This is a genomic window from Micromonospora sp. WMMD708 (assembly GCF_049315245.1).
Taxonomy (GTDB): Bacteria; Actinomycetota; Actinomycetes; order Mycobacteriales; family Micromonosporaceae; genus Micromonospora; species Micromonospora wenchangensis.
Window position 1 is genome coordinate 5,531,424 of the sequence record NZ_CP186060.1, and the last position, 25,920, is coordinate 5,557,343.

Genomic DNA, 25,920 nt, shown 5'->3' on the forward strand with positions numbered 1-25,920 from the left:
TCGTCAACCTTCGTTCGCAGGGGTGGGGTCGGCCGACGGACGGCCGCTGGTCGGTGGGAGGGCGGCCGGGTCAGTCGGCGGCCGGCACCGGTTCGGGCAGGCGCGCGGCCAGCCGGGCGGGGGTGGGGTGCGCCATCAGCTCCACGACCTCCAGGTCGACGCCGAGCGCCGCCTCGACGCCGTGCACCAGCCGCATCGCGGTCAACGAGTCGCCGCCCAGGTCGAAGAAGTCGTCGTCGACCCCCGCCGGCACCCCCAGCACCTCGCTGAACAGCTCGCACAGCCGGGCCGGCAGCCCGTCGGGCGGCGCGGCGGCGACCGGGTCGGCCGTGGGCGTCGGCGGCGCGGGCAGGGCCGCCCGGTCGAGCTTGCCGGTCGGCCCGAGCGGCAGCGCGTCGAGCGCCACGAACGCCGCCGGCACCTGGTGCGCCGGCAGGCTCGCGGCCAGTTCGTCGCGCAACCGGACCGGATCGAACGGGGCGGCCGGCGTCGGCACCACGTACCCGACGATCCGGCGGATGCCCGGCACGTCCTCGCGGACCGTCGTCGCCGCCGCCAGCACCCCGGCGCAGCGGGCCAGCGCCGCGTCGATCTCGCCCAGTTCGACGCGGAAGCCCCGCACCTTGACCTGCTGGTCGTCGCGCCCGTGGAAGACCACCTGGCCGGCGGGGTCCCAGGCCGCCCGGTCCCCGGTGCGGTACATCCGCTCCCCCGGGCCGCCGAACGGGTCTGCCAGGAACCGCTCCGCGGTCAGCCCGGGGCGGTCCAGGTAGCCCCGGGCCAGACCGACACCGGTCAGGTAGAGGTCGCCCACCACCCCCGGGGGCACCGGTCGCAGGAAACCGTCCAGCACGTGCACCCGGGTGTTCCAGATGGGCCGCCCGATCGGCACGTACGCCGCCCGGCTGCCCGCCGGCACCGGCCAGTGGGTGACGTCCACGGACGCCTCGGTGGGCCCGTACAGGTTGTGCAGCTCCGCGCCGCAGGTGGCGTGGAACCGGTGGGCGAGTTCCGGGTCCAGTGCCTCGCCGCTGCAGATCACCCGGCGCAGGCCGACGCAGTGCGCCGCGACCGGCTCGGCCAGGAAGGCGGCGAGCACCGACGGTACGAAGTGGGCGGTGGTGACCCGCTGCCTGTCGATCAGCCGGGCCAGCCGGGTCGGGTCCCGCTGGTCGTCCACGTCGGCGACGACGACCGCCGCGCCGGTGGACAGCGGCCAGAACATCTCCCACACCGACACGTCGAAGCTGAGGCTCGTCTTGTGCAGGACCCGGTCGGCGGCCGTCAGCCGGTACCGGTCCTGCATCCAGGCCAGCCGGTTGACGATGCCGGCGTGCGGCACGACGACGCCCTTGGGCCGGCCGGTCGAGCCGGAGGTGTAGATGACGTAGGCGGGATGGGCGACGCGCAGCGGCGTGGACCGGTCCCGGTCGGTGGGGGCGGTCGCCGGTTGCCGGGCGAGCAGTTCCCCCACGGCCGGGGCGTCGACGTCGAGGCAGCGGTCGGCGGGGCAGCCCGCGGCGACCCACTGCCCGACGGTCCCCCCGGTCGTCAGCACGCAGTCGGCCCCGCTGTCGCTGACCATCAGGGTCCGCCGCGCGGCCGGATACTCCGGGTCCACCGGCAGGTACGCGGCACCCGTCTTGACCGTGGCGAGGATCGCCACCAGGCTGGCCGTGGAGCGGGGCAGGGCGACGGCCACCACCCGTTCCGGGCCGACGCCGCGGCCGATCAGCAGGTGGGCCAGCCGGTTGGCGGCGGCGTCCAGGTCGGCGTAGCTCAGCTCCCCGTCGCCGTCGTGGACGGCGACCGCGTCCGGGGTGCGTCGTACCTGCGCCTCGAACCGGCCGACCAGCGTGTCCGGGTCGGTCGGGGCCGGCGGGACGGTCGTGTCGTTGGCCTCGGCGAGCAGCCGCCGGTCCGCCCCGGTGAGCGGGGACAGCCGGGCCACCGGGATACCCGGGTCGGCGACGACCGCCCCCAGCAGCGCCCGCAACCGTTCCAGCACCGCGTCGGCGGTCGCCGGGGAGACCAGGTCCGGCTGGTGGCTGAGGCGGATCCGCATCCGGGCCCCGGGGAGCACCACCACGGCGAGCGGGTAGTGGGTGGCGTCGCGGCCCTGCACGTCGGTGATCCGGGCCTCGCCCAGGGCCGGGGTGCCGTCCAGCGCGACCGGGTAGTTCTCGAAGACGTACAGGGTGTCGAAGAGGGTGCCGGGGGTGCCGGCGAGCCGCTGCACCGCGCCCAGCCCCAGGTACTGGTGCGGCACCAGCGCGGACTGCTCGCCGTGCAGCCGGGTCAGCAGGTCGCCGAACGCCTCCCCGGGGGTGGTCCGTACCCGTACCGGCAGCGTGTTGAGGAACAGCCCCACCATCGTCGCGACGCCGGGCAGCTCCGGCGGACGGCCCGCCACCGGCATCCCGAACACCACGTCGGCACGCCCGGTCAGGTAACCGAGCAACACCCCCCAGGCGGCCTGGAGCACGGTGTTCACCGTGACGCCCCGCTCCCGGGCCAGGCCGGTCAGCGCCGCCGTCAGCCCCTCGTCCAGCTCGACGTCGAGGTCGCGGGGCAGCGCCGTCGGGTGGGCGGCACCCGGCCCGGCCAGCAGGGTCGGTTCGGCCAGTCCGGCCAGCGCCGTCCGCCACGCCGCCTCGGCGGCCGGCCGGTCCTGCCGGGCCACCCAGTCCAGATAGGTGCGGAACGGCACCGGCGGCGGCGGGGCGGCGGCCCCCCGGTGGTGCTCGTAGAGCGCGATCAGGTCGCGGACGACGAGCGACAGCGACCAGCCGTCGAGCAGGATGTGGTGGTGGGTGAAGTCGAGACGGTACCGCTCTTCACCCAGGCGGACCAGGCTGAACCGCAGCAGCGGCGGCCGGGCCGGGTCGAAGCGTCGACGCCGCTGCGTGTCGGCGATGCGGGTGGCCTCGGCCTGCGCCTGCGGAGCGGGCAGCGCCGACAGGTCGACCTCCTGCCAGGGCAGCTCGACGCCGTCGCCGATCACCTGCACCGGGGCGCCGGTGAGCCGCTGCCGGAACGCCGCGCCCAGGTGCGGGTGCCGGGTCAGCAGGTCCCGGGCGGCCCGGCGCAGGGCCGCCGGGTCCAGCCGGCCGGTCAGTTCCAGGGTCAGCTGGGCGGTGTAGACGTCCGCGCCGGTCCCGGCGTACGTGGCGTGGTAGAGGATGCCCTCCTGCAACGGGGCCAGCGGCAGCAGGTCGGTCAGCCGGGGATGCTCGGCCGAGATCGTGTCCAGCTCCCCCTGACCGATCGTGACCAGCGGAAAGTCGGAGGGGATCCGGCCCACCGCCGGGGTCGCGGTGCTGTCCGCCAGCACCTGCAGCGCGCGCAGCCACCCGTCGGCCAGCTCGCGGACCCGGGCCTCGGGCACGGCGTCACCGGCCCAGGTCCAGGTGGCCCGCAGCTGCGGACCGTCGGCGAGGTCCACGGTGACGGCGTTCAGCGACACCGCGTGCGGCAGCGGCATGTCCGCGTCGACGTCACCGCCGAGGGCGTCCTGCGGTACGGGGGTCCAGTCCGCCTCGGACGTGCCGCCACCGAGCCGGCCCAGGTAGTTGAAGCCGAGCTGCGGGCGGCCCAGTCCGGCGAGTTCGGGGCCGGTGGCCAGGTTCAGGTAGCGCAGCAACCCGTACCCGATGCCGTGGTCGGGCACCGCGCGGAGCTGCTCCTTGACCCGCCGCACGACGGTGCCGACGGCGGGCCCGGCGGCCCACACCTGCGCCCAGTCCACCGCCCCCGGGTCCAGCCGCACCGGGTACAGGCTGGTGAACCAGCCGACGGTACGGGCGACGTCGACATGCTCGGCCAGCGGTTCGCGGCCGTGGCTCTCGATGTCGACCAGCAGCCCGCCGGGCCGGCCCGACGCGACCGCGACGGTCAGCGCGGCCAGCAGCACCTCGTCGACCCGGGCGTGCAACGCGTCCGGCACCCGGCGCAGCAGCGCCGCCGACAGTTCCACCGGGAGGGTCTGCGCCAGCGAACGGGCGGTCCGGGCGGTGTCCCGGGCCGGGTCCAGGGCGCGGGTGCCGACCGGCGGCGGGGGCGCGGCCAGCATCCCGCGCCACAGGTCCAGTTCGGCGCTGCGGGCCGGTCGGGTCGCCTCCTCGCCCAGCAGCGTCGACCACCGCCGGTACGAGGTGGTGACCGGGGCCAGCTCGGGCCGTCCACCGGCGGACACGGCCGCCCACGCGGCGGCCAGGTCGGGCAGCAGGATCCGCCAGGACGTCGCGTCGACGGCGAGGTGGTGGGCGGCCAGCAGCAGCCGGCCCCGGTGCCCGGGTCCGGCGTCGAACCAGACGGCCTGGAGCATCACCCGCGCGCCCGGCGCTAGCCGGACCTGGGCCGCCGCCGCGTGGTCGGCGACGATCCGGCGGCGGTCCGGCTCCGGCGTGTCCGGGTCGACTGGCACCCGGGTCAGCACCGACGCGGCCGGTACGCTGCCCGGGGCCGCCACGTCCAGCCGCCACGGGCCGTCGGGGCAGGACGGCCGGTCCAGCCGCATCCGCAGCGTGTCGTGCCGGTCGAGCACCGCCTGGAGGGCGGCGCGGAGATCCGGTTCGGTGAGGTCGGCGGGAACCCGGACCACCATGGACTGGTAGTAGCCGTCGACCGGTCCGCCGGCCGCCCGCAGCCACTCCATGATCGGCGTCGGTTCGAACTCGCCCACCCCGTCGTCGGCACTGCTGGCGGCGGCGTCCCGGCTCTGGTCGGCGGCCAGGTCGGCGACGGCGGCGAGCCCGGCGACGGTCGGGTGCGCGACGACGTCCCGGGGCCGGATGGCCAGCCCCTCGCTCTGCGCCCGGCTGACCAGCTGGATCGACGAGATGCTGTCGCCGCCGAGGCCGAAGAAGCTGTCCGTGACGCCGACCGTGGGCACCCCCAGCACCTCGGCGAACAGGTCGCACAGCAGCTTCTCGGTGGCGGTGCCCGGCTGGTCGGCGACGGTCGTCGGCTCCTGGTCGGGTGCGGGCAGGGCCGCCCGGTCGACCTTGCCGTTGCGGTTCAGCGGCAGGGCCGCCAGGGGCACCAGGACGTTCGGCACCATGTACTCGGGCAGGTGGGCGGCGACGAAGGCGCGGACCGTGGCCGGGTCGGGGGCGGGGCCGTCCGGCGGGCCCACCAGGTAGCCGACGAGCTGCCGCCCGCCCGCGCCCACCTCCCGGACGACCACCGCCGCCTGGGCGACCGTGTCGTGCCGGGTCAGCACCGCCTCCACCTCGCCCGGTTCGATCCGGTGGCCGCGCACCTTCACCTGGTCGTCCACCCGGCCGACGAACTCCAGCTCGCCGTCGGGACGCCAGCGCACCAGGTCACCGGTGCGGTACATCCGCTCCCCCGGCCCCGCGTACGGGTCGGCCAGGAACCGGGTCGCGGTCAGCCCCGGCCGGCGCAGGTAGCCCCGGGCCAGGGCCCGGCCGGAGACGTACAGTTCACCGGCCACCCCGGCGGGGACCAGCCGCAGGGCGTCGTCGAGGACGTACACCTGGCAGTTGCGGACCGGGCGGCCGATGGGCACGGCGGCCCCGGACCCGGCCCGGTCGGCCCGCAGGTCGGCGCTCATGGTGGCGCAGACCGTCGTCTCCGTCGGGCCGTACGCGTTGACCATGCGGCGGCCCTCCGCCCAGCGGGTGACCAGTTCGGCGGGGCACGCCTCGCCGGCCAGCACCAGGGAGCGCAGGGTCGGCAGGGGCTGCGCGGCCAGCGGGGTGAGCACCGCCGGTGGCAGCGTCGCGTGGGTGATCCCGTGGGCCCGGACGAAGTCGGCGAGCAGGTCGCCGACGAGCAGCCGTTCGGTCGGCACGACGAGAGCCGCGCCCGAGGTCAACGCCATGCACAGTTCCCAGAACGAGGCGTCGAAGCTGGGTGAGGCGAACTGGAGGACGCGGGCCCGACCGTCCACGCCGAGCCGGTCGGCCTGGGTGGCGGCGAGGCTGCTGACGCCCTGGTGGGTGACGACGACGCCCTTCGGCCGCCCGGTGGACCCGGAGGTGAAGATCACGTACGCCGGGTGGGTCGGCAGCAGCGGGGTGCGGCGGTCCCGGTCGGTGGGGTCGCGGTCCGGGTGGCCGGACAGCTCGGCGAGCAGCGCCGGGTCGTCGAGGTCGATCCGGGGCAGCCCGGCGGCCTCGGCGGCGGCGCGGGCCGTCGGCGCGGCGTCCGCCCCGGCGAACACCACGCCGGCCGGCGCGGCGTCGGCGAGCATCTGCGCGACGCGCGGGCCCGGGTACTCCGGGTCGACCGGCAGGTACCCGGCGCCCGCCTTGGTCACCGCGAGGATCGCGGTGACCAGGTCCACCCCGCGCGGCAGGACCAGCGCGACGAGCTGCTCCGGGCCGATCCCCCGGGCGATCAGCGCGTGGGCGAGCCGGTTCGCCCGCGCGTTCAACCCGCCGTACGTCAGCCGGTCCGCCCCGCAGCGGACGGCGACCGCGTCGGGCGTACCGGCCGCCCACGCCTCGACCAGGGCCGGCAGGGTCGCCACCGGCACCGGGTCGGGGTTGCGGCCCTGGGTGGACAGCCGGAGCCGCTCGGGCACGTCGAGCAGGTCGAGCCGGCCGGTACGCGTCCCGAGCAGGGTGGGCAGTTCGGTCAGCAGCCGGGTGAACCGGCGCAGCAGCCCCCGGGCGAACCCCACCGGGAACAGGTCGGGCCGGTACGACAGCCGCATCCGCAGCCGGGTGCCGGCCGCCGCGTTCAGGCTCAGCGGGTAGTGGGCGGCGTCGGCGGCACCCGCCTCCACCCGCAGCGGCCCGCAGCGCAGCTCACCGGACTCGGGGAAGTTCTCGAACGCGACGCAGGTGTCGAACAGTTCGCCGGTCCCGGCCACCTTCTGGATGTCGGCCAGGCCCAGGTGGTGGTGCTCGATGAGCTGCGCCTGCTCGTGCTGGAGGCGGGTCAGCAGCGCCGACAGGGGTTCGTCGCGGCGCAGCCGGACCCGTACCGGCACCACGTTCATCAGCAGCCCGACCATGCTCTCGGACCCGGGCAGCTCGGGTGGCCGGCCGGAGACCGCCGCGCCGAACGTCACGTCGTCGCGCCCGGTGAGCTGGCCGATCAGCAGCGCCCACGCGCCCTGCACGAGGGTGTTGACGGTGAGGTCGTGCCGGCGGGCGAACGCCACCAGGTCCGCCGTGGCCGCCGGGTCGAGTTCGGCCGGCAGGTCGCCGGGCCAGACCGGGACGCGGGTCGGGTCGGCCGGGGCGACGAGGGTGGGCCCGGCCAGGTCCGCCAGCGCCGTCCGCCAGGCCGCCTCCGCGCCCGGCCGGTCCCGCCCGGCCAGCCAGCCCAGGAAGTCCCGGTACGACGGGGCCGGTGGCAGCACGTCGCCCTGCGCGTAGAGGGCGCACAGGTCACGGATGAGCAGGGCGGTGGACCAGCCGTCGAGCAGGATGTGGTGGTAGGTGACGACCAGCCGGTGCCGGTGGCTGTCGACCCGGATCAGCCGGAACCCGATCAGCGGGGCCCGCCGCAGGTCGAACCGCCGTCCCTGGTCAGCCTCGGTGTGCCGGGCGAGGGCGGCGTCCGGGTCCTCCTCCGGAGCGACGGTGACTTCCGTCCAGGACAGCTCCGGCTGGCGGACGACCACCTGCACGGGTGGGCCGGAGCGGCGTTCCCGGAAACTCGCCCGCAGGTTGGGGTAGCGGCGCAGCAGCGCCTCCGCCGCCGCCCGCAGCGCGGCGACGTCCAGCGGACCGTGCAGGTCCAGGATCAGCTGCGCGGTCTGCACCTCCGGCCCGCTGCTCTGGTGCCAGGAGTGGAACATCATCCCGGCCTGCAGGGGTGCCAGCGGCAGAATGTCCTCGATGCTCGACGTGGTCATGACACCGCTCCCTGTTCCGCCGCCAGTTCCTGCTCAAGGTCGTCGATCTCGTCCTGGCTCAGCGTGACCAGCGTCAGGTCCGACGGCGTGGGACCGCCGCCGGCCGGTGCCGTCGCGCCGGCCACCACCGCCTCCAGGGCGGCGTGCCAGTCGTCCGCGAGGTCGGCCACGTCGGCCTCGGCCAGCAGCTCCGCCGGCCACGACCAGGTGGTCCGCAGGTGCGGGCCGGTCGGGCCGTCGACGGTGACGGCGGCGACCTCCAGCACGTGCGGCACGGGGTGCCGGGGATCGGCCCCGCCCCTCAGCACCGCGCCCTCCTCGGCCGGCCCCCAGTCGTCAGGTGCGGCGGCGGGGAACCGGCCCAGGTAGTTGAAGGCCACCTGGGGGGCCGGCATCCCGGCCAGCACCGGGCCGGTACGCGGGTCGAGATAGCGCAGCACGCCGTACCCGCCGGCGGGTGGCAGGGCGCGGAGCTGCTCCTTGACCCGTTTCACCGCGGCGCTGACCGCCTGACCACCGGAGCGGACCTGCGCCCCGTCCACCGGACCCGGGTCGAGCCGGACGGGGTGGATGCGGGTGAACCAGCCGACGGTGCGGGACAGGTCGGCGTCCGGCACCAGGCCGTCGCGGCCGTGCCCCTCCAGGTTGACCAGCACCCCGTCGGTGCCGCCCCGGCCCCGCCGGGCCAGCCACGGCGGCAGCGCCAGGGCCAGCGCGGTCAGCAGGATCTCGTCCACCCCGGTGCGGTACGCGGCCGGGGCGGTGGTGAGCACGGCCGAGGTGCAGTCCGTCGAGGCGCTGCGGGAGAGGCTGCGCAGCCGGGCGAAGACGTCGACCCGGGGGTCGAGGGGGCGCTCGCCGAGGTGCGTCGCCGGCCGGTCCAGCAGCCGCGTCCAGCCGGCCAGTTCGTCCTCGCGGACCGGTCCGTCGGTGAGCGCCGCGACCTGCCGCGCCCAGCCGCGCAGCGACGTACCCACCGGCTCCAACGTCGGCGGTCTCCCGTCGCCGAGCGCGGTGCAGGCGGCCCGGAGGTCGGCGAGCAGGATGCGCCACGACACCCCGTCGACGGCGAAGTGGTGGACGACCAGCAGCAGCCGGTTGCCGGTCTGCGGGCCGGCCGGGAACCAGACGGCCTGCACGAGCACCCCGTCGGCGGGACGCAACCGGTCCCGGGCGGCCTGTGCCTGGTCGGCGAGGGCCGTCGCGCGCCCGGCCGGGGTGGCGTCGGTCAGGTCGACGGTGTGCAGGCAGTCCCCGGCGCGTACCGCCCCGGCGGGCGGGATCTCCAGCTCCCACGGCCCGTCCCCGGTACGGGCCCGCATCCGCAGCGCGGGATGGTGGTCGAGCAGCGCCTGCAACGCCTGCCGCACCTGGTCGACGGTCGTCGCGGCGGGCACCCGGACCAGCATCGACTGGCTGAACGCGTCAAGTGGGCCGCCCAGCTCCTCCCGGGCCCAGGCCAGGATCGGCGTCACCGGCACCACACCTGTCGCGTCGTCCGGTCGTTCGACGGCCCGGTCGTCCACGGTGGTCGCCACGGCGGCCAGGGCGCGGACGGTGCGCTGCTGGTAGACGTCCTTCGGTTTGAGGTGCAGGCCGGCGCGGCGGGCCCGGCTGACCAGCTGGATGGACATGATGCTGTCGCCGCCGAGGCCGAAGAAGCTGCCGTCGATGCCCACCTCGGGCACGCCGAGCAGTTCGGCGAAGAGGTCGCAGAGGATTCGTTCGGCCGGGGTCCGGGCGGCCGGGCCGGTGACCGCGCCGTCGAGGTCGGGTTCGGGCAGCGCCGAACGGTCGACCTTGCCGGTGGGCGTCAGCGGCAGCGCGTCGAGCACCATGAGCCGGGCCGGTAGCAGGTACTCGGGAAGCTGGTGCCGCAGCCACTCGCGTACCTCGGCGGCGGTGAGGGGGGCGGTGCCGGCCGGCGTGACGTAGCCGACCAGGGTGACCCGACCGGGCCCGTCGGTGCGGGCGGTCACCACGGCCGCGCCGACCGCCGGGTGCCGGGCGAGGGTGCCCTCGATCTCGCCGGGCTCGACCCGGAAGCCCCGGATGTTGACCATGTTGTCGACCCGGCCGGCGTACTCCAGGTCGCCGTCGGGGCGCAGCCGCACCCGGTCACCGGTGCGGTACAGCCGCCCACCGGGCCGGCTGCCGTACGGGTCGGCGACGAACCGCTCGGCGGTCAGCGCCGGCCGGCCGGCGTACCCCCGGGCCAGCCGCGCGCCGCCGACGTACAGTTCGCCGACCGCGCCGATCGGAACGGGGACCAGCATCGGGTCGAGGACGTGGGCGGTCAGCCCGGCCACCTCGCGGCCGATCCGGCTCAGACCGTCCCCGACGTCGTCCGGCCCGAGGGTACGGGCGGTGACGTGCACGGTGGTCTCGGTGATCCCGTACATGTTGACCAGGTGCGGCCGGTCCCAGCCGTGCCGCGCGGCCCAGCGGCGCACCGACGCGTGTTCCAGCGCCTCGCCGCCGAAGATCACCCAGCGCAGCGCGTGTGGCTGGTCCGACCGGGAGTCGACCTCCTCGAACTGGGCGAAGGACGAGGGGGTCTGGTTGAGCACGGTCACCCCGGCCCCGGTCACCAGCCGGTGGAAGTCCTCCGGGTTGCGGGAGACCCAGTAGGGCACCACGACCAGCCGGCCGCCGGTGCTCAACGCACCCCAGATCTCCCAGACGGAGAAGTCGAACGACATGCTGTGGAACATCGACCAGACGTCGTCGGGGCCGGCGTGCAGGAAGTCCCGCCCCCAGTGCAGCAGCCGGGTGACCGAGGAGTGCGGGACGGTGACGCCCTTGGGCCGGCCGGTGGAGCCCGACGTGTAGATCACATACGCCGCACTGTCCCCCGTCACCGCCGGCACCTCCCCGGCCACCTGCGCGGCCTCCGGCTCCGGACCGTCCACACCGATCTCCACCACCCGCCACGGGCCCGACGGCAACCGCCCCGCCACACCCGAACCCCCCAACACCACCGACACACCCGAATCCACCAACATCAACGACAACCGCTCCACCGGATAATCAACATCCAACGGCACATACGCCGCACCAACCTTCAACACCCCCAAACACCACACCACCGCATCCACCGACCGCCCCACACACACCCCCACCAACCCACCACCACCCACACCCAAACCCCGCAACAACCCCGCCACCCGATCCGACAACACCCCCAACTCCCCATACGTCAACACCACCTCCCCACACACCACCGCCACCGCACCCGGCGAACCCACCACCCACCGCCCCACCAACTCATGCACCAGCTCACCAGCGCCCGCGTCCGCCGGGTCGGTCCACGCCACCGGCCCCGCCGGACCGGTGGCCCCCGGGCCCGCCGCCGACACGTCGACCGGTGCCGGCGCGACGGTCGGTGCCGGCGCGACGGTCGGTGCCGGCCCGGTCGCCGGGTCCGGTGAGGGCGTCGGGGTGGACGCGGTCGTCAGCGGTCCGCGCAGGTAGTGACGGTCGGGGGCGGTCACCATGTCCCAGAGGGCGGCCACGAACCAGTCGCGCAGCAGCCGGACCTGCTCGGCCCGCACCGCGTCGGTGTGGAAGTCCATCGCCAGCAGCACCCGGTCGGAGACCGGGTCCCGGACGACCCCGATGTTGAGCGGGAAGTTCGTCGGCTCGGCGCGGACGGTGGAGAAGCTGCCGATCTTGCCGTCGAGGATCTCGGTGCCCCGGTCGGACAGCATCTCGGCCATCACGTGGAAGTGGTTGTAGACGAAGTTGACGTTGACCGGCTGGTCCATGCCGAGCCGGCGTTGCATCTCGGCCATCGGGAAGCGGCGGTGCGGCAACATGTCCCGTTCGGCCGCGAAGACCTCGGCGATCAGGTCGGTCCACCGGCCGTCCGGCAGCACCAGCCGGAACGGCAGCGTGTTGAGGAACAGCCCACGGACGTCGTCGCCGCCACGCTCCTCGGGGCGGCCGTTGGCGGTCACCCCGACCAGGACGTCCGTCGCGCCGGTAGCGTAGCCGACGGTACGCAGGCAGGCGGCGACGAAGAGGGTCTTCAGCGAGGCGCCGCACCGGGTGGCCAACTCCCGCAACGCCGTGCAGAGTTCCGGGCTGAGCACCGTCTCGACCGAGCCGTACCGTTGGCGGGCGTCGGTGGCGTACCACCACTCGCCCGTGAAGCGGGTCTCGGCGGGCAGCTCCGGCACCGACCCGTCGGGCCAGCGCAGCAGCCGGGTGTCCGGCGGGTCGGCCAGCCGCTCACGCCAGAACTGCTCGGTCTCCGCCGAGGTCAGCGCGGCGCGTTCCAGCTCGACGAAGTCGCGGTACTGCGCGCTCAACGGCGGGTCGGTCGGCTCCACGCCGGCACGCAGGCCCTGGTAGACCCGCATGATCTCGCTGAGGGTGGAGTGCAGGCTCCAGCCGTCGAACACGGCGTGGTGCTCGGTCAGCGTCCACTGGAACACCTCGTCGGAGCGGCGGTGCACGTGCATCCGCAGCAGCGGCGGGCGGTCGTGGTCGAACGGGGTGACCCGCTGGTGTTCCAGGTAGGACCGGACGATCTCGTCCTGCGCCGCCTCGTCGAGGTCACGCAGGTCGTCGACGCCGACCGGCAGGACCGCCTCGGCGTGCACCAGTTGCAGCGGCTCGCTGAAATCGGTCAACGACAGCGCCGTACGCAGGATCGGATGCCGGCGTACCACGTGGGCGACCGCCCGGGTGAAGGCGTCCGCCTCGAACGGTGCCCGCACCTTCATGCTGTCGACGTTGTGGTACGGCAGCCGCTCCAGGTCACGGGTCATTTCGTAGACCATGCCCACCTGCAACGCCGTCATCGGGTACGCGTCGACGAGACCGGCCGGCAGGTGCGCCCGGTCGGTGGCGGCGACCAGTTCGAACGGTCGACGTACCGGGGCGTCGGGCAGGTCGACGACCGTGCAGACGGTGGCGAGTTCGGCGACCGTCGGCCGGTGGAACAGCTCCTGCAACGCGAAGGAGATGCCGCTGGCGCGGGCCGCGCCGAGCACCCGGATGCTGCGGATCGAGTCCCCGCCCAGGTGGAAGAAGTTGTCGTGCCGGCCCACCTGGACCGGGCCGAGCGCCTCGACCCAGATCTCGGCGAGCCGCCGCTCGACCGGTCCCTGCGGTGCCACGTAGTCACCGCTGCCGGCGGGACGGGCCTCGTCCGGGTCGGGCAGCCGCCGGTGGTCGGTCTTGCCGCTCGGCGTCAGCGGGATCGCCGCCAACTCCACGAACCGCGCCGGCACCATGTAGTCCGGCAGCCGGTCCGCCAGCCACCGCCGCAGGTCGGCGACCGGCACCGCCGACCCGGCCTCCCCCGACACGTACGCGATGAGCTGCGGTGCCCCGGCGTCGTCGGGGCGGATGGTGACCGCCGCGGCGGTGACGCCGGGGAACTGGTGGGCGGTCGCCTCGATCTCGGTCAACTCCACCCGGAAGCCGCGGATCTTGACCTGGCTGTCGGCGCGGCCCGCGTACTCCAGGGTCCCGTCCGGACGCCACCGGGCCAGGTCGCCGCTGCGGTAGAGGCGGGCACCCGGCTCGGCTCCCACCGGGTCCGCCACGAAACGTCCCGCGGTCAGGCCGGGTTGGCCGAGGTAGCCCCGGGCCACCCCCGGACCGCCGACGTACATCTCCCCGGTGACGCCGACCGGGCAGGGGCGCAGGTACCGGTCCAGGACGTGGATCGCCATGTCCGCCAGGGGACGGCCGATCTGGGTGAGGGCCCGGTCCAGGTCGTCCGGCACGATCTCGCGGAAGGTGTCGTGCACGGTGGTCTCGGTGATCCCGTACATGTTGACCAGCCGGGGGCGGTCCGCGCCGCGCCGCTGCGTCCACCGGCGTACCGAGCCGCGTTCCAACGCCTCACCGGCGAAGATGACGTAGCGCAGCCGCAGCGGGTCACCGAGGCGGCCGTCGACGGCCTCGAACTGGACGAACGCTGACGGCGTCTGGCTGAACACGGTCACCTGCGCGTCCCGGACCAGCGCGTACAGGTCCTCGGGGCTGCGGGAGACCCAGTAGGGCACCACGACCAGCCGGCCGCCGGTGCTCAACGCGCCCCAGATCTCCCAGACGCTGACGTCGAACGACATGCTGTGGAACATCGACCAGACGTCGTCCGGGCCGAACCGGAACTCGCGGGCCGCCGAGGCGAACAGCCGGGCGGCGTTGCGGTGGGTCACCGTGACGCCCTTGGGCCGGCCGGTGGAGCCCGACGTGTAGATCACATACGCCGCACTGTCCCCCGTCACCGCCGGCACCTCCCCGGCCACCTGCGCGGCCTCCGGCTCCGGACCGTCCACACCGATCTCCACCACCCGCCACGGGCCCGACGGCAACCGCCCCGCCACACCCGAACCCCCCAACACCACCGACACACCCGAATCCACCAACATCAACGACAACCGCTCCACCGGATAATCAACATCCAACGGCACATACGCCGCACCAACCTTCAACACCCCCAAACACCACACCACCGCATCCACCGACCGCCCCACACACACCCCCACCAACCCACCACCACCCACACCCAAACCCCGCAACAACCCCGCCACCCGATCCGACAACACCCCCAACTCCCCATACGTCAACACCACCTCCCCACACACCACCGCCACCGCACCCGGCGAACCCACCACCCACCGCCCCACCAACTCATGCACCAACTCGCCGTCGGGAAGGTCCACCGGGGACGGTGTGGTCCAGGACCGCACCAGCTCCCGCTCGGTGTCGTCCATCGCCGCGAGCTGCCCGATCGCCAGGTCGGGCCGGTCGAGGGCGCTGCCCAGCAGGCTCGACCAGTGCCGGAAGAAGTGCTCGACCGTGGCGGGCAGGAACAGGTCCGCGCAGTACTCGATCTCGACGTCGTACCGGCCGGCGACGTCGTAGACGGTGAACGTGAGGTCCAGCTTCGCGGTGTCCGTCGGCACGAACTCGCGGCTCAGGAACGACCCGCCGACCGCACCCGGCCCGTTCTCGTGGAACGCGAACAGCACCTGCACGAGCGGGCCGTGGCTCGGCACCCGCTGCGGCACCAGCCGGTTGACCAGGTGGTCGAACGGCACGTCCAGGTGTTCCAGGGCGGCCAGCACCGACTCCTGGGTACGCGTCACGACGGTTCCGAACGTCGGTTCGCCGCTCAGGTCGGTACGGGACACCATCGTGCCGGCGAACAACCCGACCACGTCCAGGAACCGGCTGTCCCCCCGGCCGGCGACCGGCGAACCGACGACCACGTCGGTCTGGCCGGTCTGGCGGTGCAGGAAGACCGTGAAGGCCGCCAGCAGCACCACGTACGGCGTGACCCCGTGCTGGCCGGCCAGAGCCCGCACCCGGTCGCGGAGCTGCGGCGGCACCGTGAACCGCAGGGTCTCCCCGCGGTAGCTGAAGTCCCGGGGGCGGTTGCGGTCCCGCCCGAGTTCGAGCAGTTCCGGCGCGCCCCGCAACTGCGCCACGCGGCTGTCGAGTTCCTGCTGCGCCTGCGGTCCGGCCAGCCACCGCTGCTGCCGGAGGCAGTGCTCGATGTAGGCCGGCACCGCCGACCCGGCGGCGTCCCCCGACCCGCCGGCGGCACCGGCCCCGACGGCGTTGCCCGATCCGGCGGCGTCGCTCTGCCGTGGGCCGCCGGCGAGGCCGGCGGCGTCGCTGAGGCCGACGGCGAGTTCGCGTTCGATGATCTCCAGGGAGAGGCCGTCGACGGCGATGTGGTGGAAGGTCAGGTGGAGCAGCCGCACCTGGCCGTCGACCGTGAAGACGGCCGCCCGGACCAGGGGTCCGACGCGCAGGTCGAACGGGGCACGGGACACCTCCCGGACCACCTCGGCGCTGCGCGCGTCACGCTCGGCGGCGGGGTGGTCGGTGAGATCGTGGACCGTCAGGGGAACCTCGCGGGTGGACACCAGCCGCTGCACGGGCTCGCCGTCGACCTCGTCGAAGGCCAGGAACAACGCGTCGTGCCGGGCCAGCAGGCGCCCGACGGTGGCGACGACCGCCGGCAGCGGCACGTCGACCCGCAACCGCCACGAGACCGGGACGTGGTAGGCGGCACTCGCCGGCGTCAGCCGGTCGAGGAACCACAGCCGCTGCTGCTCGCTGCTCAACGGCCAGCGCCGATTGTCCTCAGCCATACGAAACTCTCCTGACAGAAGGTGCACCTGCTGCGCCACGGCGAATGGGTGCAATTACTCGGTACGAAGGGCGGCGTCATCGGCCCGGGCCATCGCGAGAGCGAGGCTTCTCGGGCGCATGTCCTGCCAGTTCTCCTCCACGTACCGGAGCGCCCCGTCCCGATCGCCCGGCCCCCATGCCACGGTCCAGCCCGCGGGCACCTCGGCGAATTCCGGCCACAGCGAGTGCTGCGACTCCGCATTCACCAGCACCAGGAACGTGCCGTCCGCATCGTCGAAAGGATTCATGTCCGCCTCCGGTCCATATCGATGGCCGCAGGAGTCCACAAAGCCTCCGGAAGCGGCGTGGAGAATCCTGCCCGGCGGTGCGGACGGCGGCCAGAAATTGCCACTTTCCTAAACTGACAGTTGGGGCCCGTGACCGGCGGGCACCGCAGGCGCCGGACCTGCCGGGGTGCAATTCACCGACGGCGGAGGGGATGCGGGAACGGCGGCTACGCGGCTTCGGCCACCGGAATCAGCGACACGATCTGCAGGTCGCTCGTGCTCGGGTCGGTGAGGGTGACCACGTCGACCAGGGTCGTCCGGTGGTCGCTGGCCAGCCGGATGCCGCGCCGCGACCGCAGGGTACGTCCGGACGGGGGATGGGCGGCCCACAGGCAACGGGCCTCGGGACTGGTCTGAAGGCAGGCGTCGACGAGCGCGGCGATCCCGGTGTCCTGCGGGTGCAGCGCTTGGGCGATGCGCATCTGGGTGAGCAGCGGCGCCGCCCAGTCGGTGTCCCAGTTGACCAGCCGCCGACGGGCGTCCGCGTCGGTGAACAGCCAGCGTGGATAGCTGGGATCGGTGCGCAGCCAGGGATAGTAGGACTCGCATACCTCGTTGTGCAGCACCACCCGCGCGTACCGGTCGAGCACGTAGGTCGCCCAGCGTTGCCCCTCGACGAACTGGCGCAGGGCGGTGCCGAGGACGGTCGGGGAGGTGCCGGCCGGTGCGGGTGAGGGCATCCGGCCGATCGCGAGGAGGTACAGCAGTTCCCGCTCGTGCCGGTCGAGTCGCAGCGCCCCGGCGACGGCGTCGAGGAAGGCGTCGGAGTAGTTGGCGCGTACGCCGCGTTCGAGGTTGCTGTACCAGACGACGCTCACCCCGACCAGTTCCGCGACCTCCTCCTGGGTGACGTTGGACCGGCGTCCCCGACGCCTCCGGGCGACCTGGTGGTCATCCGGCGGAAGCCGGTGCCGCCAGGCTTTGACGCAGGCGGCCAACTCGCTGTTCTGGTCCGCCGAGACGTGCCGGATGGCAACCATTTCTCCCTCGTTCTGGCGCAGCCGCCATGAATGTTTGTTTCCAGATCGGGGCCCGGCCGAATCGGGGCACCGGCCACCGTTCACACGGCTGGGCGGCGAGCCGAAAGCGGGACGGACCGCTCGGCCACAGTTGCCCGGTACCGGGGCCGGCAGATCCTGGGCAGCATTCGACCAAATGGTCGACAGCCACTCGTGACGCCGCCGGCACAATGCCGCCCAACGGCTGTCACGAATATGGATGCTACCGGCTCCGGACCTCGCCACCAATAGTCATGTTTCGATTGCATCACTGTCTGGTAACTCAGCAGGAAAAACCGCGCGGATCGCGCCGGCATATCGGACACCCGTCCGTATTGCGCCCCTTGGTCGCGTCCACGCGGCGGCGCACTAATTGCCCTTGATCACCGCGTTGGGTGGTTAGCAACCCATCCGCAATCCGTGTCGCCGTCACCCCCGGTAGTGCGAAGCCTCCGCTCACCGACAGCGACGGCACCGATTCTCCGGGGCCCGTTCCACCGATGTCCACGACCCCCATCGCGCCCACGCACCCGCCCTTGCGGGGCCCGGAAACGCACCGCGGAGAAGGCCGGGGCCCTGCGTGCCAGAGTTGCCGCGAGAGTGCCGCCGTGGGCACATATCCCCTGGTAGGACTGTATTCGATCAGCCGGAAAACGGCTGTCGACGGAAACCTCGGAGAAACGAGGGCTGGTTAGCGTTCGCGACCGTTGAACGCTCCATCCCGCTCCGAGGAGAGACCTTTGAAGGTACGAACATCGAGGAGCATGCGCGTGCTCCTCTCGGTGATCGTCGCGGTGACGGCCCCGGTGGCCCTGGCGGTGCCGGCCATCGCGGCGTCACCCACCGCGGTCGCGCCGCCTCCGGCGTCCACGACCGACCTGCCCGACCCGACGGCCCGTGGTCCCTTCGGCCACCAGGCCGTCCAGGAGGCCAAACTCGGCCTCGCCAGCATCCAGGAACCGAACTCCTCCGGCGCCGATCCGACGGCCGGGACGGCACAGGCCCCGGAACGGATCGAGATCCGGGGCCAGCTGTACACACCGGACTTCACCCGACGTACCACGCCGTCGCCGGTGCTCGTGCTGGTGCACGGCAACCACGGCTCGTGCGACTCGGGCCAGGACACCGCCCAGCTCACCTGCGCCCAGTTCAAGCACAACGAGAACGGCTACGCCTACCTGGCGGAAAACCTCGCCACCTGGGGATACACCACCTTCTCGGTGTCCCAGGACCAGCTGATGATGCGGCAGGACAGCAACAAGGGCAAGGGCATGCACAGCCGGCGGATGCTCATCGCCGCCACCCTGGACGCGCTGAGCGCGGCGAACCGCCCCGGTGGGCTGCCCGTCGACGAGCACACCACCGTCGGCACCACGCTCGCCGGCCGCCTCGACCTGACCCGGATCGGCCTGATGGGCCACTCGCGTGGCGGTGACGCGGTGTCCAGCTTCATCGACTACAACCGCATCCGCACCGACGGCCCGCGCTACCCGCTGCGCGGGGTGATCTCGCTCGCCCCGGTGGACTACGAGCGCAAGGCCCCGTACGGGATGCCGTACCTGACGATCCTGCCGATGTGCGACGGTGACGTCTCCAACCTCCAGGGCGCGCGGCTGTTCGAGCGCAGCCAGTACGTCAACCCGGGCGACCCGTTCCCCCGCATCCAGGTGGAGCACCTCGGCGCGATCCACAACTGGTACAACACCGTCTGGTACGCCGACGGCGGCGCGGACGGCCAGGCCAACAACGACGCCGCCTGCGGGAACTCGGCACCGTTCGCCACCAACAACATCCACCCGCACAACCTGCGGCTCAGCGGCGCGGCCAGCTACACCGACCCGGACCTGAACTACAAGATCGACAACTCCGACCCGCTGAACCCCGCCGTCAACACCAAGTTCTCCGGCGACGCGGCCCGGATGGGCGACCAGGAGAAGCTGGGGCTGGCGACGATGGCCGCCTTCTTCCGCCGCTACGTCGGCGGCGAGGGCGCGTTCCAGCCCTATATGACAGGTGAGCTGGCGAACACCCCGGGCGGCCTCCAGGTACCGGCGTCGGCCTGCCCGACCAGCCCGTCCGGCACGGCGATCGCATGCAACGAGCGGGTCAACACCAGCTACTTCGCCGCCCCGCAGGAGCGGGTGGACGTGATCCGGCCCGAGGTCAACAACCCGCTCACCCGTAACGCCCTCGGCGGCACCCTGACCGGCACCGGCTTCGCCGACCCGTACGCGCAGGCCGCCGGGGTCACCCCGAAACCGGCGACCACCCCCGGCGGGTACGACTGGTGCAACCCGGAACCGCAGGACTTCGCCCCGGCACAGCTCGGAAAGACCGGGTTGCCGACCGCCGCCAAGCCCTGCCCGCTGCCGGCGGCCGGCGCGCTCGGCGGGCAGAACGGCACCCGGGAGAACAGCCCGGTCAACCACTCCTACGGCCGACAGCTCACCCTCGCCTGGGAGCCGGGCTCGACCGCGTCGCTCACCGCCGCGATCCCGGCCGCGTCCGGTGACGTACGGCACCTGAAGGCGCTCGCCCTCAGCGCCGCCGTGAACTTCTTCGACACCCGCAACCCGGGTGCCGACAACCGGGGCGACAACACCCGGGACACCACCGTCAACGGCACCCCGACCAACCCGGTCTGGCCCAACGAGAAGCCCACGTCGTACGACCCGGCCTCGACCACCCAGCGGTTCGTGATCGCGTTGCGCGACGCCGCCGGCCGGGAGGGGACCGTCGACGCCGGTGACCCCCGCTGGGGCAACGCCCTGCACATGTCGACCGGCACGAACACCCCGAACACCCACATCGTCCTCGACCAGATCCGCGTCCCGCTCGCCGAGTTCGCGGCGCAGGGCGTCGACGTCGGCGCGCTGGCGAAGCTGGAACTCCGGTTCGGGGTGGGCGACATGCCGAAGTCCGGTTCGATCGAGCTGGCCGACGTACGCTTCCAGGAATCCGACGCGGGGGCGCAACTCCTGTCGGACGGCGACCGGGCCGACGGCGCCGGTCACGGCCCGTCCGCCCTCGGCGGCCCCGACCCGGCTACCTATCTCGCCGGCTACGACAACACCCCGGGCAACGTCGCGCTCGTCGACCCGGTGGCGAACCCGCAGGGCAACACCACGTGGACGGTCGACGACGACCGGAAGCAGTGCCCGACAGCGGACTTCACCTCGATCCAGCGGGCCGTCGACTTCGCCTCGCCGTGGGACACCATCGTGGTCTGCGCGGGCGTCTACCAGGAGTCGTCGACGCCGGTGAACCATGCGTCCAACCCGGTACAGAGCGGGGCGCGCAACGGCCTGACCATCACCAAGCCGCTGAAGATCAAGGGGGCCGGCGCGGACAAGGTGACCATCAAGCCGGACCAGTCGCTGGGGAACCTGGCCGGCGACCAGCCGTACCTGCGCGACGGTGGCGGCAACGTGATCACCGTGTCCCGGCAGTCGCTCGGCTCGACCGACACCAACGAGATGTTCCTCGACCTCTCCGGCGTCACCGTCACCTCGGGCGACGTCTGGGCCGAGGCGGGTGTCGCGTTCTTCGGCGCGGCCGGCCGGGTCGCCGACAGCGTCGTCGGCCCGCTGCGGGTGGCGACCACCGACGAGGAGTTGGCCGCGCACCCGCACGGCTGGGGCATCGTCAAGACCGGCATCATCCGGGGGGCGGGCACCGGCACCGTCGAGAGCGAGCTGACCGTCACCGGCAGCGTGGTCAGCGGCTACCAGTCCGGCGGCATCCTCTTCGACGGCGCGCGGGGCCGCGACGGCACCCCCGAGACCACCGTCCGCTCCGGCATCCGCCAGCACGGGTACGTCACCGACACCGTCGTCACCGGCGAGCCGAACAGCCGCTTCCCGCAGACCGGCATCGCGTACACCAGCGGGACGGACGGCTTCGTGAACACCAGCCGGATCACCGGGAACTACTATCCGCCCGCACCGTCGCGGTCGTACGGCATCCTGCTCACCGACGCCGGCACCGAGACGGCCGGGGCGCTCACCGGCTACCGCAACGTGCTCACCGGCAACGGGTTCGCCGTCTACAACGCCAACGCCGACAACACGGCGGTACGCGAGGGCGCCCCGTTCGCGTTGACCGGCAGCTACCTCGGCAGCGGGCCACCGGTGCCGGGCGGACCGGCGGTCCCGGCCACCGGCGTCGAGGCGATCTCCGGCGTGGACGGCACGGGCAGCGCCACGGTCAGCGTCACCAAACGTCGTCCGACGCCGCCACCGGCGGTGCCGACCACTGTGGGCCGGGTCGCCGACGCCGCGCCCTCGGCCGAACTGGCCGACCCGGGACGCGGGGCGGTGTTCCAGGTCGGGTCGACCGTGCACCCGCTGATCCGGGGCACCGACGACTTCGCCATCGCCTCGACGAGCCTGTTCGTCAACGGCACCCTGGTCGGCACCAGCACCACCGCCCCCTACCTGTTCGACTGGACACCGGCGGCGAAGGACGCCGGTAGGCAGGTCAAGTTCCAGGCGATGGTGGTCGACTCGTCCGGGCAGTCGACGCTGTCCAAGCCGGTCATCGGCACGGTCGACCCGGCGACCCCGGCCCCGACCGTACGGATCGACACGGTGGAGGCCGGCCCCACCTCGGGTACGGCGACGCTCACCGCGACGGTCAACACGGCCGGCACCCTCACCCTCAGCGGGGAGAAGGTCAACGCGGTCAGCCGGGAGGTGGCGAAGGCGAACACCGTCACGGTGACCGTGACGGTGGCACCTGCGTACCGGCAGACGCTGGTCAGGACCGGTCGGCTGGACGTGACGTTCACTGTCGGGTTCGCCAACGCGGCCGGCCAGAGCCCGGGTGAGACCGTCCAGGTGACCCTGACCAGGTCGTGACGGCCCGACGCTGAGGGGAGGGGTCCTGGGGGATCCCTCCCCTCAGCACGTGCACCGGCGGGCCGCATCGGACCGGGTCTGTCGGTTAGCCGATCGAACCGACGATCTGGTAACTCCCATCTGGATCATACGTACGTCCGGCGGTCGATGCCTGCACCGGTGCGACCCCGCACCTGGTCACCGGCCGGCTGATCTGTAGGGCCAGGAACGGAGCAACGATGGACGCGGACGAGCACAACGAGGGCCCTTCCAACGCGATAGCCCGCCACTTCCAGAACCTGACCGTGAAGGTCATCCAAGACGGCGTCGGCCCGATCACCGGCTCGATCCCCTATGCGGAGGCCCGCCTCAGCAAGGCCCTCCCGGCCACAGCAGGCTCGATCATCGATCCCGACGGGGTGCCCCTGCGCGACCGTGCGAGCGAAGCGGCGATCGAGCGGGTGATCGATCGACTGGTCAAGGAGTCGGTGGCGGCGGCGTCGACGAACGGGTTCGTCACCGGTCTGGGCGGCTTCGTGGCCATGCCCGTCACCCTCCCCGCGAACATCGCCGGGTCACTGGTGATCAACGCGCGACTCGTCGGTTCGATCGCGTACCTGCGGGGTTACGACATCTCGGATCCGCACCTCCAGACCTTCATCTTTCTCACCACGGCAGGCGGGACGCTGGCAAGCTCGCTCCAGGGGGTGGGAGTCAAGGTCGGGGCGAAGTTGACCGCCCAAATGATCAAGGCGATCCCGATCGCTGTCATTCGGAAGATCAACGCACAGGTCGGCTTCATGCTGCTCGCCAAGTACGGGACGCAGCGTTCGGCCATCACCCTGGCCAAGGGCATCCCGATCGCGGGGGGCCTCGTCGGAGCCGGGATGGATGCCGCCCTCACTGCTCTGGTGGGCCGCGCAGCCAAGGCCAACTTCCCGGCGTCCATCTGAGCCGCCCGCTGCTGCCCGGGGCATCGGTCCGGCCGAGCGAGGACGGGCGGCCGGATCCGCAGGCGCACGGGGAATCCCCGCTCCGGTGCCTGTGAGGTGGGTAGCCGTTGTCGTGGGGCGTACCTCTGTCAGGTCCGTCGCGCCCCGAGCAGCAGAGCAGACGGAAGGCGGGACGGCCTCCCCGAGAGGCCCGTCCCGCCCGTGGGCAGCATCGGCGCGACCCGGTTCACCCGGTCAGCTCGGCTCCCCCGACAGCGATGTCCGTCGCTGCGACGCCATGACCAGGGAGTAGACGTGCTCGCGGAGTTCACCGAAGAGCGGGGTCTGCTTGGTCGCGATCTGGTCGCGGGGCCGGTCGAGGGTGACCGGCAGGTCCGCCACGACCACCGAGGGGCCCTGCGACAGCACGACCACCCGGTCGGACAGGTACACGGCCTCGTCGATGTCGTGGGTCACGAACAGCACCGTCGTACCGGTCTCGGCCCAGACCTTGAGCAGCAGGTCCTCCAGGCTGGCCCGGGTCTGGGCGTCCACCGAGGCGAACGGCTCGTCCATAATCAGCATCTCCGGCCGGACGGCGAGCCCCCGGGCGATGGCGACCCGCTGCTGCATCCCGCCGGAGAGCTGCCACGGGTGCAACCCGGCGGCGTGGGCCAGGCCCACCATCTCCAGCGACTCCTGCACCCGCTGCCGGATCTCGGCGCGGGGCAGACCCCGGTCCCGCAACGGGAGGGCGACGTTCTTCTCGACCGTCAACCAGGGGAACAGCGAGCGGCTGTAGTCCTGGAAGACGACCGCCACGCCGTCGCGGGGACCGGACATGCGTTCCCCCCGGAACATGACCGCGCCGCCGGAGATGGGCAGCAGCCCGGCGATGCACATCATCAGGGTGGTCTTGCCGCAGCCGGAGGGCCCCACCACCGACACGAACTGCCCGGCGTGGACGGCGAACTCGATGCTGCGTACGGCGGGCACGTCGCCCTTGCGGGACCGGTAGGACTTGCTCAACTCCTGCACGTCGAGCACGGGGGTGTCGAGGGCGGCACCGGGCTGGTGCGGTCGGGTCGTCACGGGGTTCATCCGGGGCTCCTACGTGGTGTCGGTCAGTGGCTTTCCGCGCTGTCGGGGCGCACGTTGCGGTGCCACCGCAGCAGCACCCGCTCGACCAGGGCGAAGACGGCGTTGAAGAGGATGCCCAGCAGCGCCAGCAGGACGATCGCCGACCACAGCTGCGGGAACTGGAACAGCCGCTGCTGGCTCACGATGTAGAACCCGAGGCCGGCGGTGGCGGCGTACAGCTCGGAGATCACCATCAGGACCAGCGCGATGCCGATGCTGATCCGCATGCCCGCGAAGATGGCGGGACTCGCGCCGGGCAGCAGCACCCGCAGGAAGTAGCGACGCCGGGTCAGTCGCAGGCTCCGGGCGGCGGTGACCACCGTACGGTCGATGCCCCGGACGCCGTCGTAGGTGTTGATCAGAATCGGCCAGAGGCAGCCCAGCGCGATGAGGAAGACGTTCATCCCGCTGGTGATGCCGAACAGCACGATGGCGATGGGCAGCAGGGCGGTGACCGGCACCGACATGCCCAGTCGGATCAGCGGGTTGAAGAACGCGCCGGCCGGCCGCCACACCCCGATCAGGATGCCTCCGCCGACGCCGAGGACCGTCGCCGCGCCGTAGCCCAGGCCGAGCCGGACGAGGCTCGGCAGGACGTCGGCCCGGAACTGGGAACTGAGGAACAGCGACGACGGCGAGGCGGACAGCCAGGTGTCGACGAACGCTCCGAAGATCTGCGACACCGGCGGTACGAACAGGGAGCCCACCATCCGGGCGGCGACCTCCCACACCACCAGCAGCAGGGCGAGCAGCCACAGTGACCGCACCCCGCGTCCCACCGCCAGCGCCGACGTGACCACCGGCCGGCTCAGCCCCTGCCCGCTCATCGCCCACCCTCCCGTTGTGCCTGGCCCCACGGCACCACCAGGCGTTCGACCAGGTTGAAGCCGTAGTAGAGGCCCATCCCGAGCAGGCCGACGAGCAGGATGCCCGCGTAGACGAAGTCGGGTCGCTGCGCCTGCTGGTACGTGGTGATCACCGTTCCCACCCCGTTGGTGGCGCCGAGCAGTTCGGCGGAGAGCACCACGATGAGCGCCGTCGAGCTGGCCACCCGCAGCCCGGTGGCGATGGACGGGGCCGCCGACGGCAGCACCACCCGGGTCAGCAGCCGGGTACGCGTCCACCCCATGCTGCGCCCCGTGGCCAGCATCAGCGGTTCGGTGTCGCGGACGCCGTACATCGCGTTGAGCAGGATCGGCCAGAAGATCGCGTAGATCGCCAGGGACACCTTCATCTGGGTGCCGAGGCCGAACATCAGGATGGCGATCGGCAGGAACGCCGAGGAGGGGATCGACCGGCCGGCGTGCACCACCGAGGACGACGGCCGGTAGAGGGCGGAGAAGTAGCCCAGGGTCAGCCCCAGCGGGATGCCGACGGCGCTGGCGGCGAGCATGGCGAGCAGCCACGCCCACAGGGTCTGCGCCACCTCGGTCAGGAACGTCGCGTCGACGAGCAGTTCGCCGGCCCGTCGCAGGGTGTCCACCGGGTATGGCAGGGAGTCCACCGAGACCGCCCCGGCCCGGACCACCAGGTCCCACAGCACGAACATGGTCACCACGCCCGCCACTCCCAGCACCCAGTCGGGGGTGGGGCCCCACCGGCGGGCCGCGACGGGCCCGCCGGTGGGCCGGGCGTCCGCCTCGACCTGGTCAATCACGTGGACGTCCGACGCCATGTCACGTCCTCTCCCCTCATGGTGGCCCGCCTTCCGGGACGACAGGA

The 25,920-nt window shown here is 72.9% G+C and carries 9 protein-coding genes; 2 read left to right on the forward strand and 7 right to left on the reverse strand.

Annotation, left to right across the window (positions count from 1 at the left end; translation table 11 throughout):
* Positions 1 to 70: 70 nt before the first annotated feature.
* From ACN260_RS24330 to ACN260_RS24345, 4 genes are all read right to left on the reverse strand, one after another.
* Entirely contained in the window at positions 71 to 7,837 is a 7,767-nt protein-coding gene (locus ACN260_RS24330) for an amino acid adenylation domain-containing protein (protein WP_422753220.1), read from the reverse strand.
* Positions 7,834 to 15,963 (reverse strand): amino acid adenylation domain-containing protein, encoded by an 8,130-nt coding sequence (locus ACN260_RS24335; protein ID WP_422753221.1) that lies wholly within the window; start codon positions 15,961 to 15,963, stop codon positions 7,834 to 7,836. Before ACN260_RS24335 ends, ACN260_RS24330 begins: the two co-directional genes overlap by 4 nt.
* Before the next feature lie 54 nt (positions 15,964 to 16,017).
* A complete protein-coding gene (locus tag ACN260_RS24340; protein ID WP_204927302.1) occupies positions 16,018 to 16,251 on the reverse strand; it encodes an MbtH family protein in 234 nt (77 codons plus the stop codon).
* Positions 16,252 to 16,457: 206 nt separating this feature from the next.
* On the reverse strand, positions 16,458 to 17,270 hold the full coding sequence (locus tag ACN260_RS24345) for a helix-turn-helix domain-containing protein (RefSeq protein ID WP_422753222.1): 813 nt from the start codon (positions 17,268 to 17,270) through the stop codon (positions 16,458 to 16,460).
* A 782-nt stretch (positions 17,271 to 18,052) separates the two neighbouring features.
* Between ACN260_RS24345 and ACN260_RS24350 the strand changes: the two genes are divergently transcribed.
* Positions 18,053 to 22,147: an Ig-like domain-containing protein gene (locus ACN260_RS24350; RefSeq protein ID WP_422753223.1), complete on the forward strand. Its 4,095-nt coding sequence runs from the start codon at positions 18,053 to 18,055 to the stop codon at positions 22,145 to 22,147.
* A gap of 218 nt (positions 22,148 to 22,365) precedes the next feature.
* Complete coding sequence (locus tag ACN260_RS24355; protein ID WP_422753224.1) at positions 22,366 to 23,079, forward strand: EcsC family protein; 714 nt, start codon at positions 22,366 to 22,368, stop codon at positions 23,077 to 23,079.
* Between the two features lie 234 nt (positions 23,080 to 23,313).
* Here ACN260_RS24355 and ACN260_RS24360 read toward each other — a convergent pair whose 3' ends face one another.
* The 3 genes from ACN260_RS24360 to ACN260_RS24370 are packed head-to-tail and all read right to left on the reverse strand — an operon-like array spanning position 23,314 to position 25,873.
* Positions 23,314 to 24,159, reverse strand: coding sequence for an ABC transporter ATP-binding protein (locus ACN260_RS24360; protein WP_357931359.1), 846 nt, complete (start codon positions 24,157 to 24,159; stop codon positions 23,314 to 23,316).
* 23 nt (positions 24,160 to 24,182) lie between these two features.
* Positions 24,183 to 25,025 (reverse strand): ABC transporter permease, encoded by an 843-nt coding sequence (locus ACN260_RS24365; RefSeq protein ID WP_145918042.1) that lies wholly within the window; start codon positions 25,023 to 25,025, stop codon positions 24,183 to 24,185.
* Positions 25,022 to 25,873 carry an ABC transporter permease gene (locus ACN260_RS24370; RefSeq protein WP_357757954.1) on the reverse strand — a complete coding sequence of 284 codons (852 nt, stop codon included), beginning with the start codon at positions 25,871 to 25,873 and terminating at the stop codon, positions 25,022 to 25,024. Before ACN260_RS24370 ends, ACN260_RS24365 begins: the two co-directional genes overlap by 4 nt.
* Positions 25,874 to 25,920 lie beyond the last annotated feature (47 nt).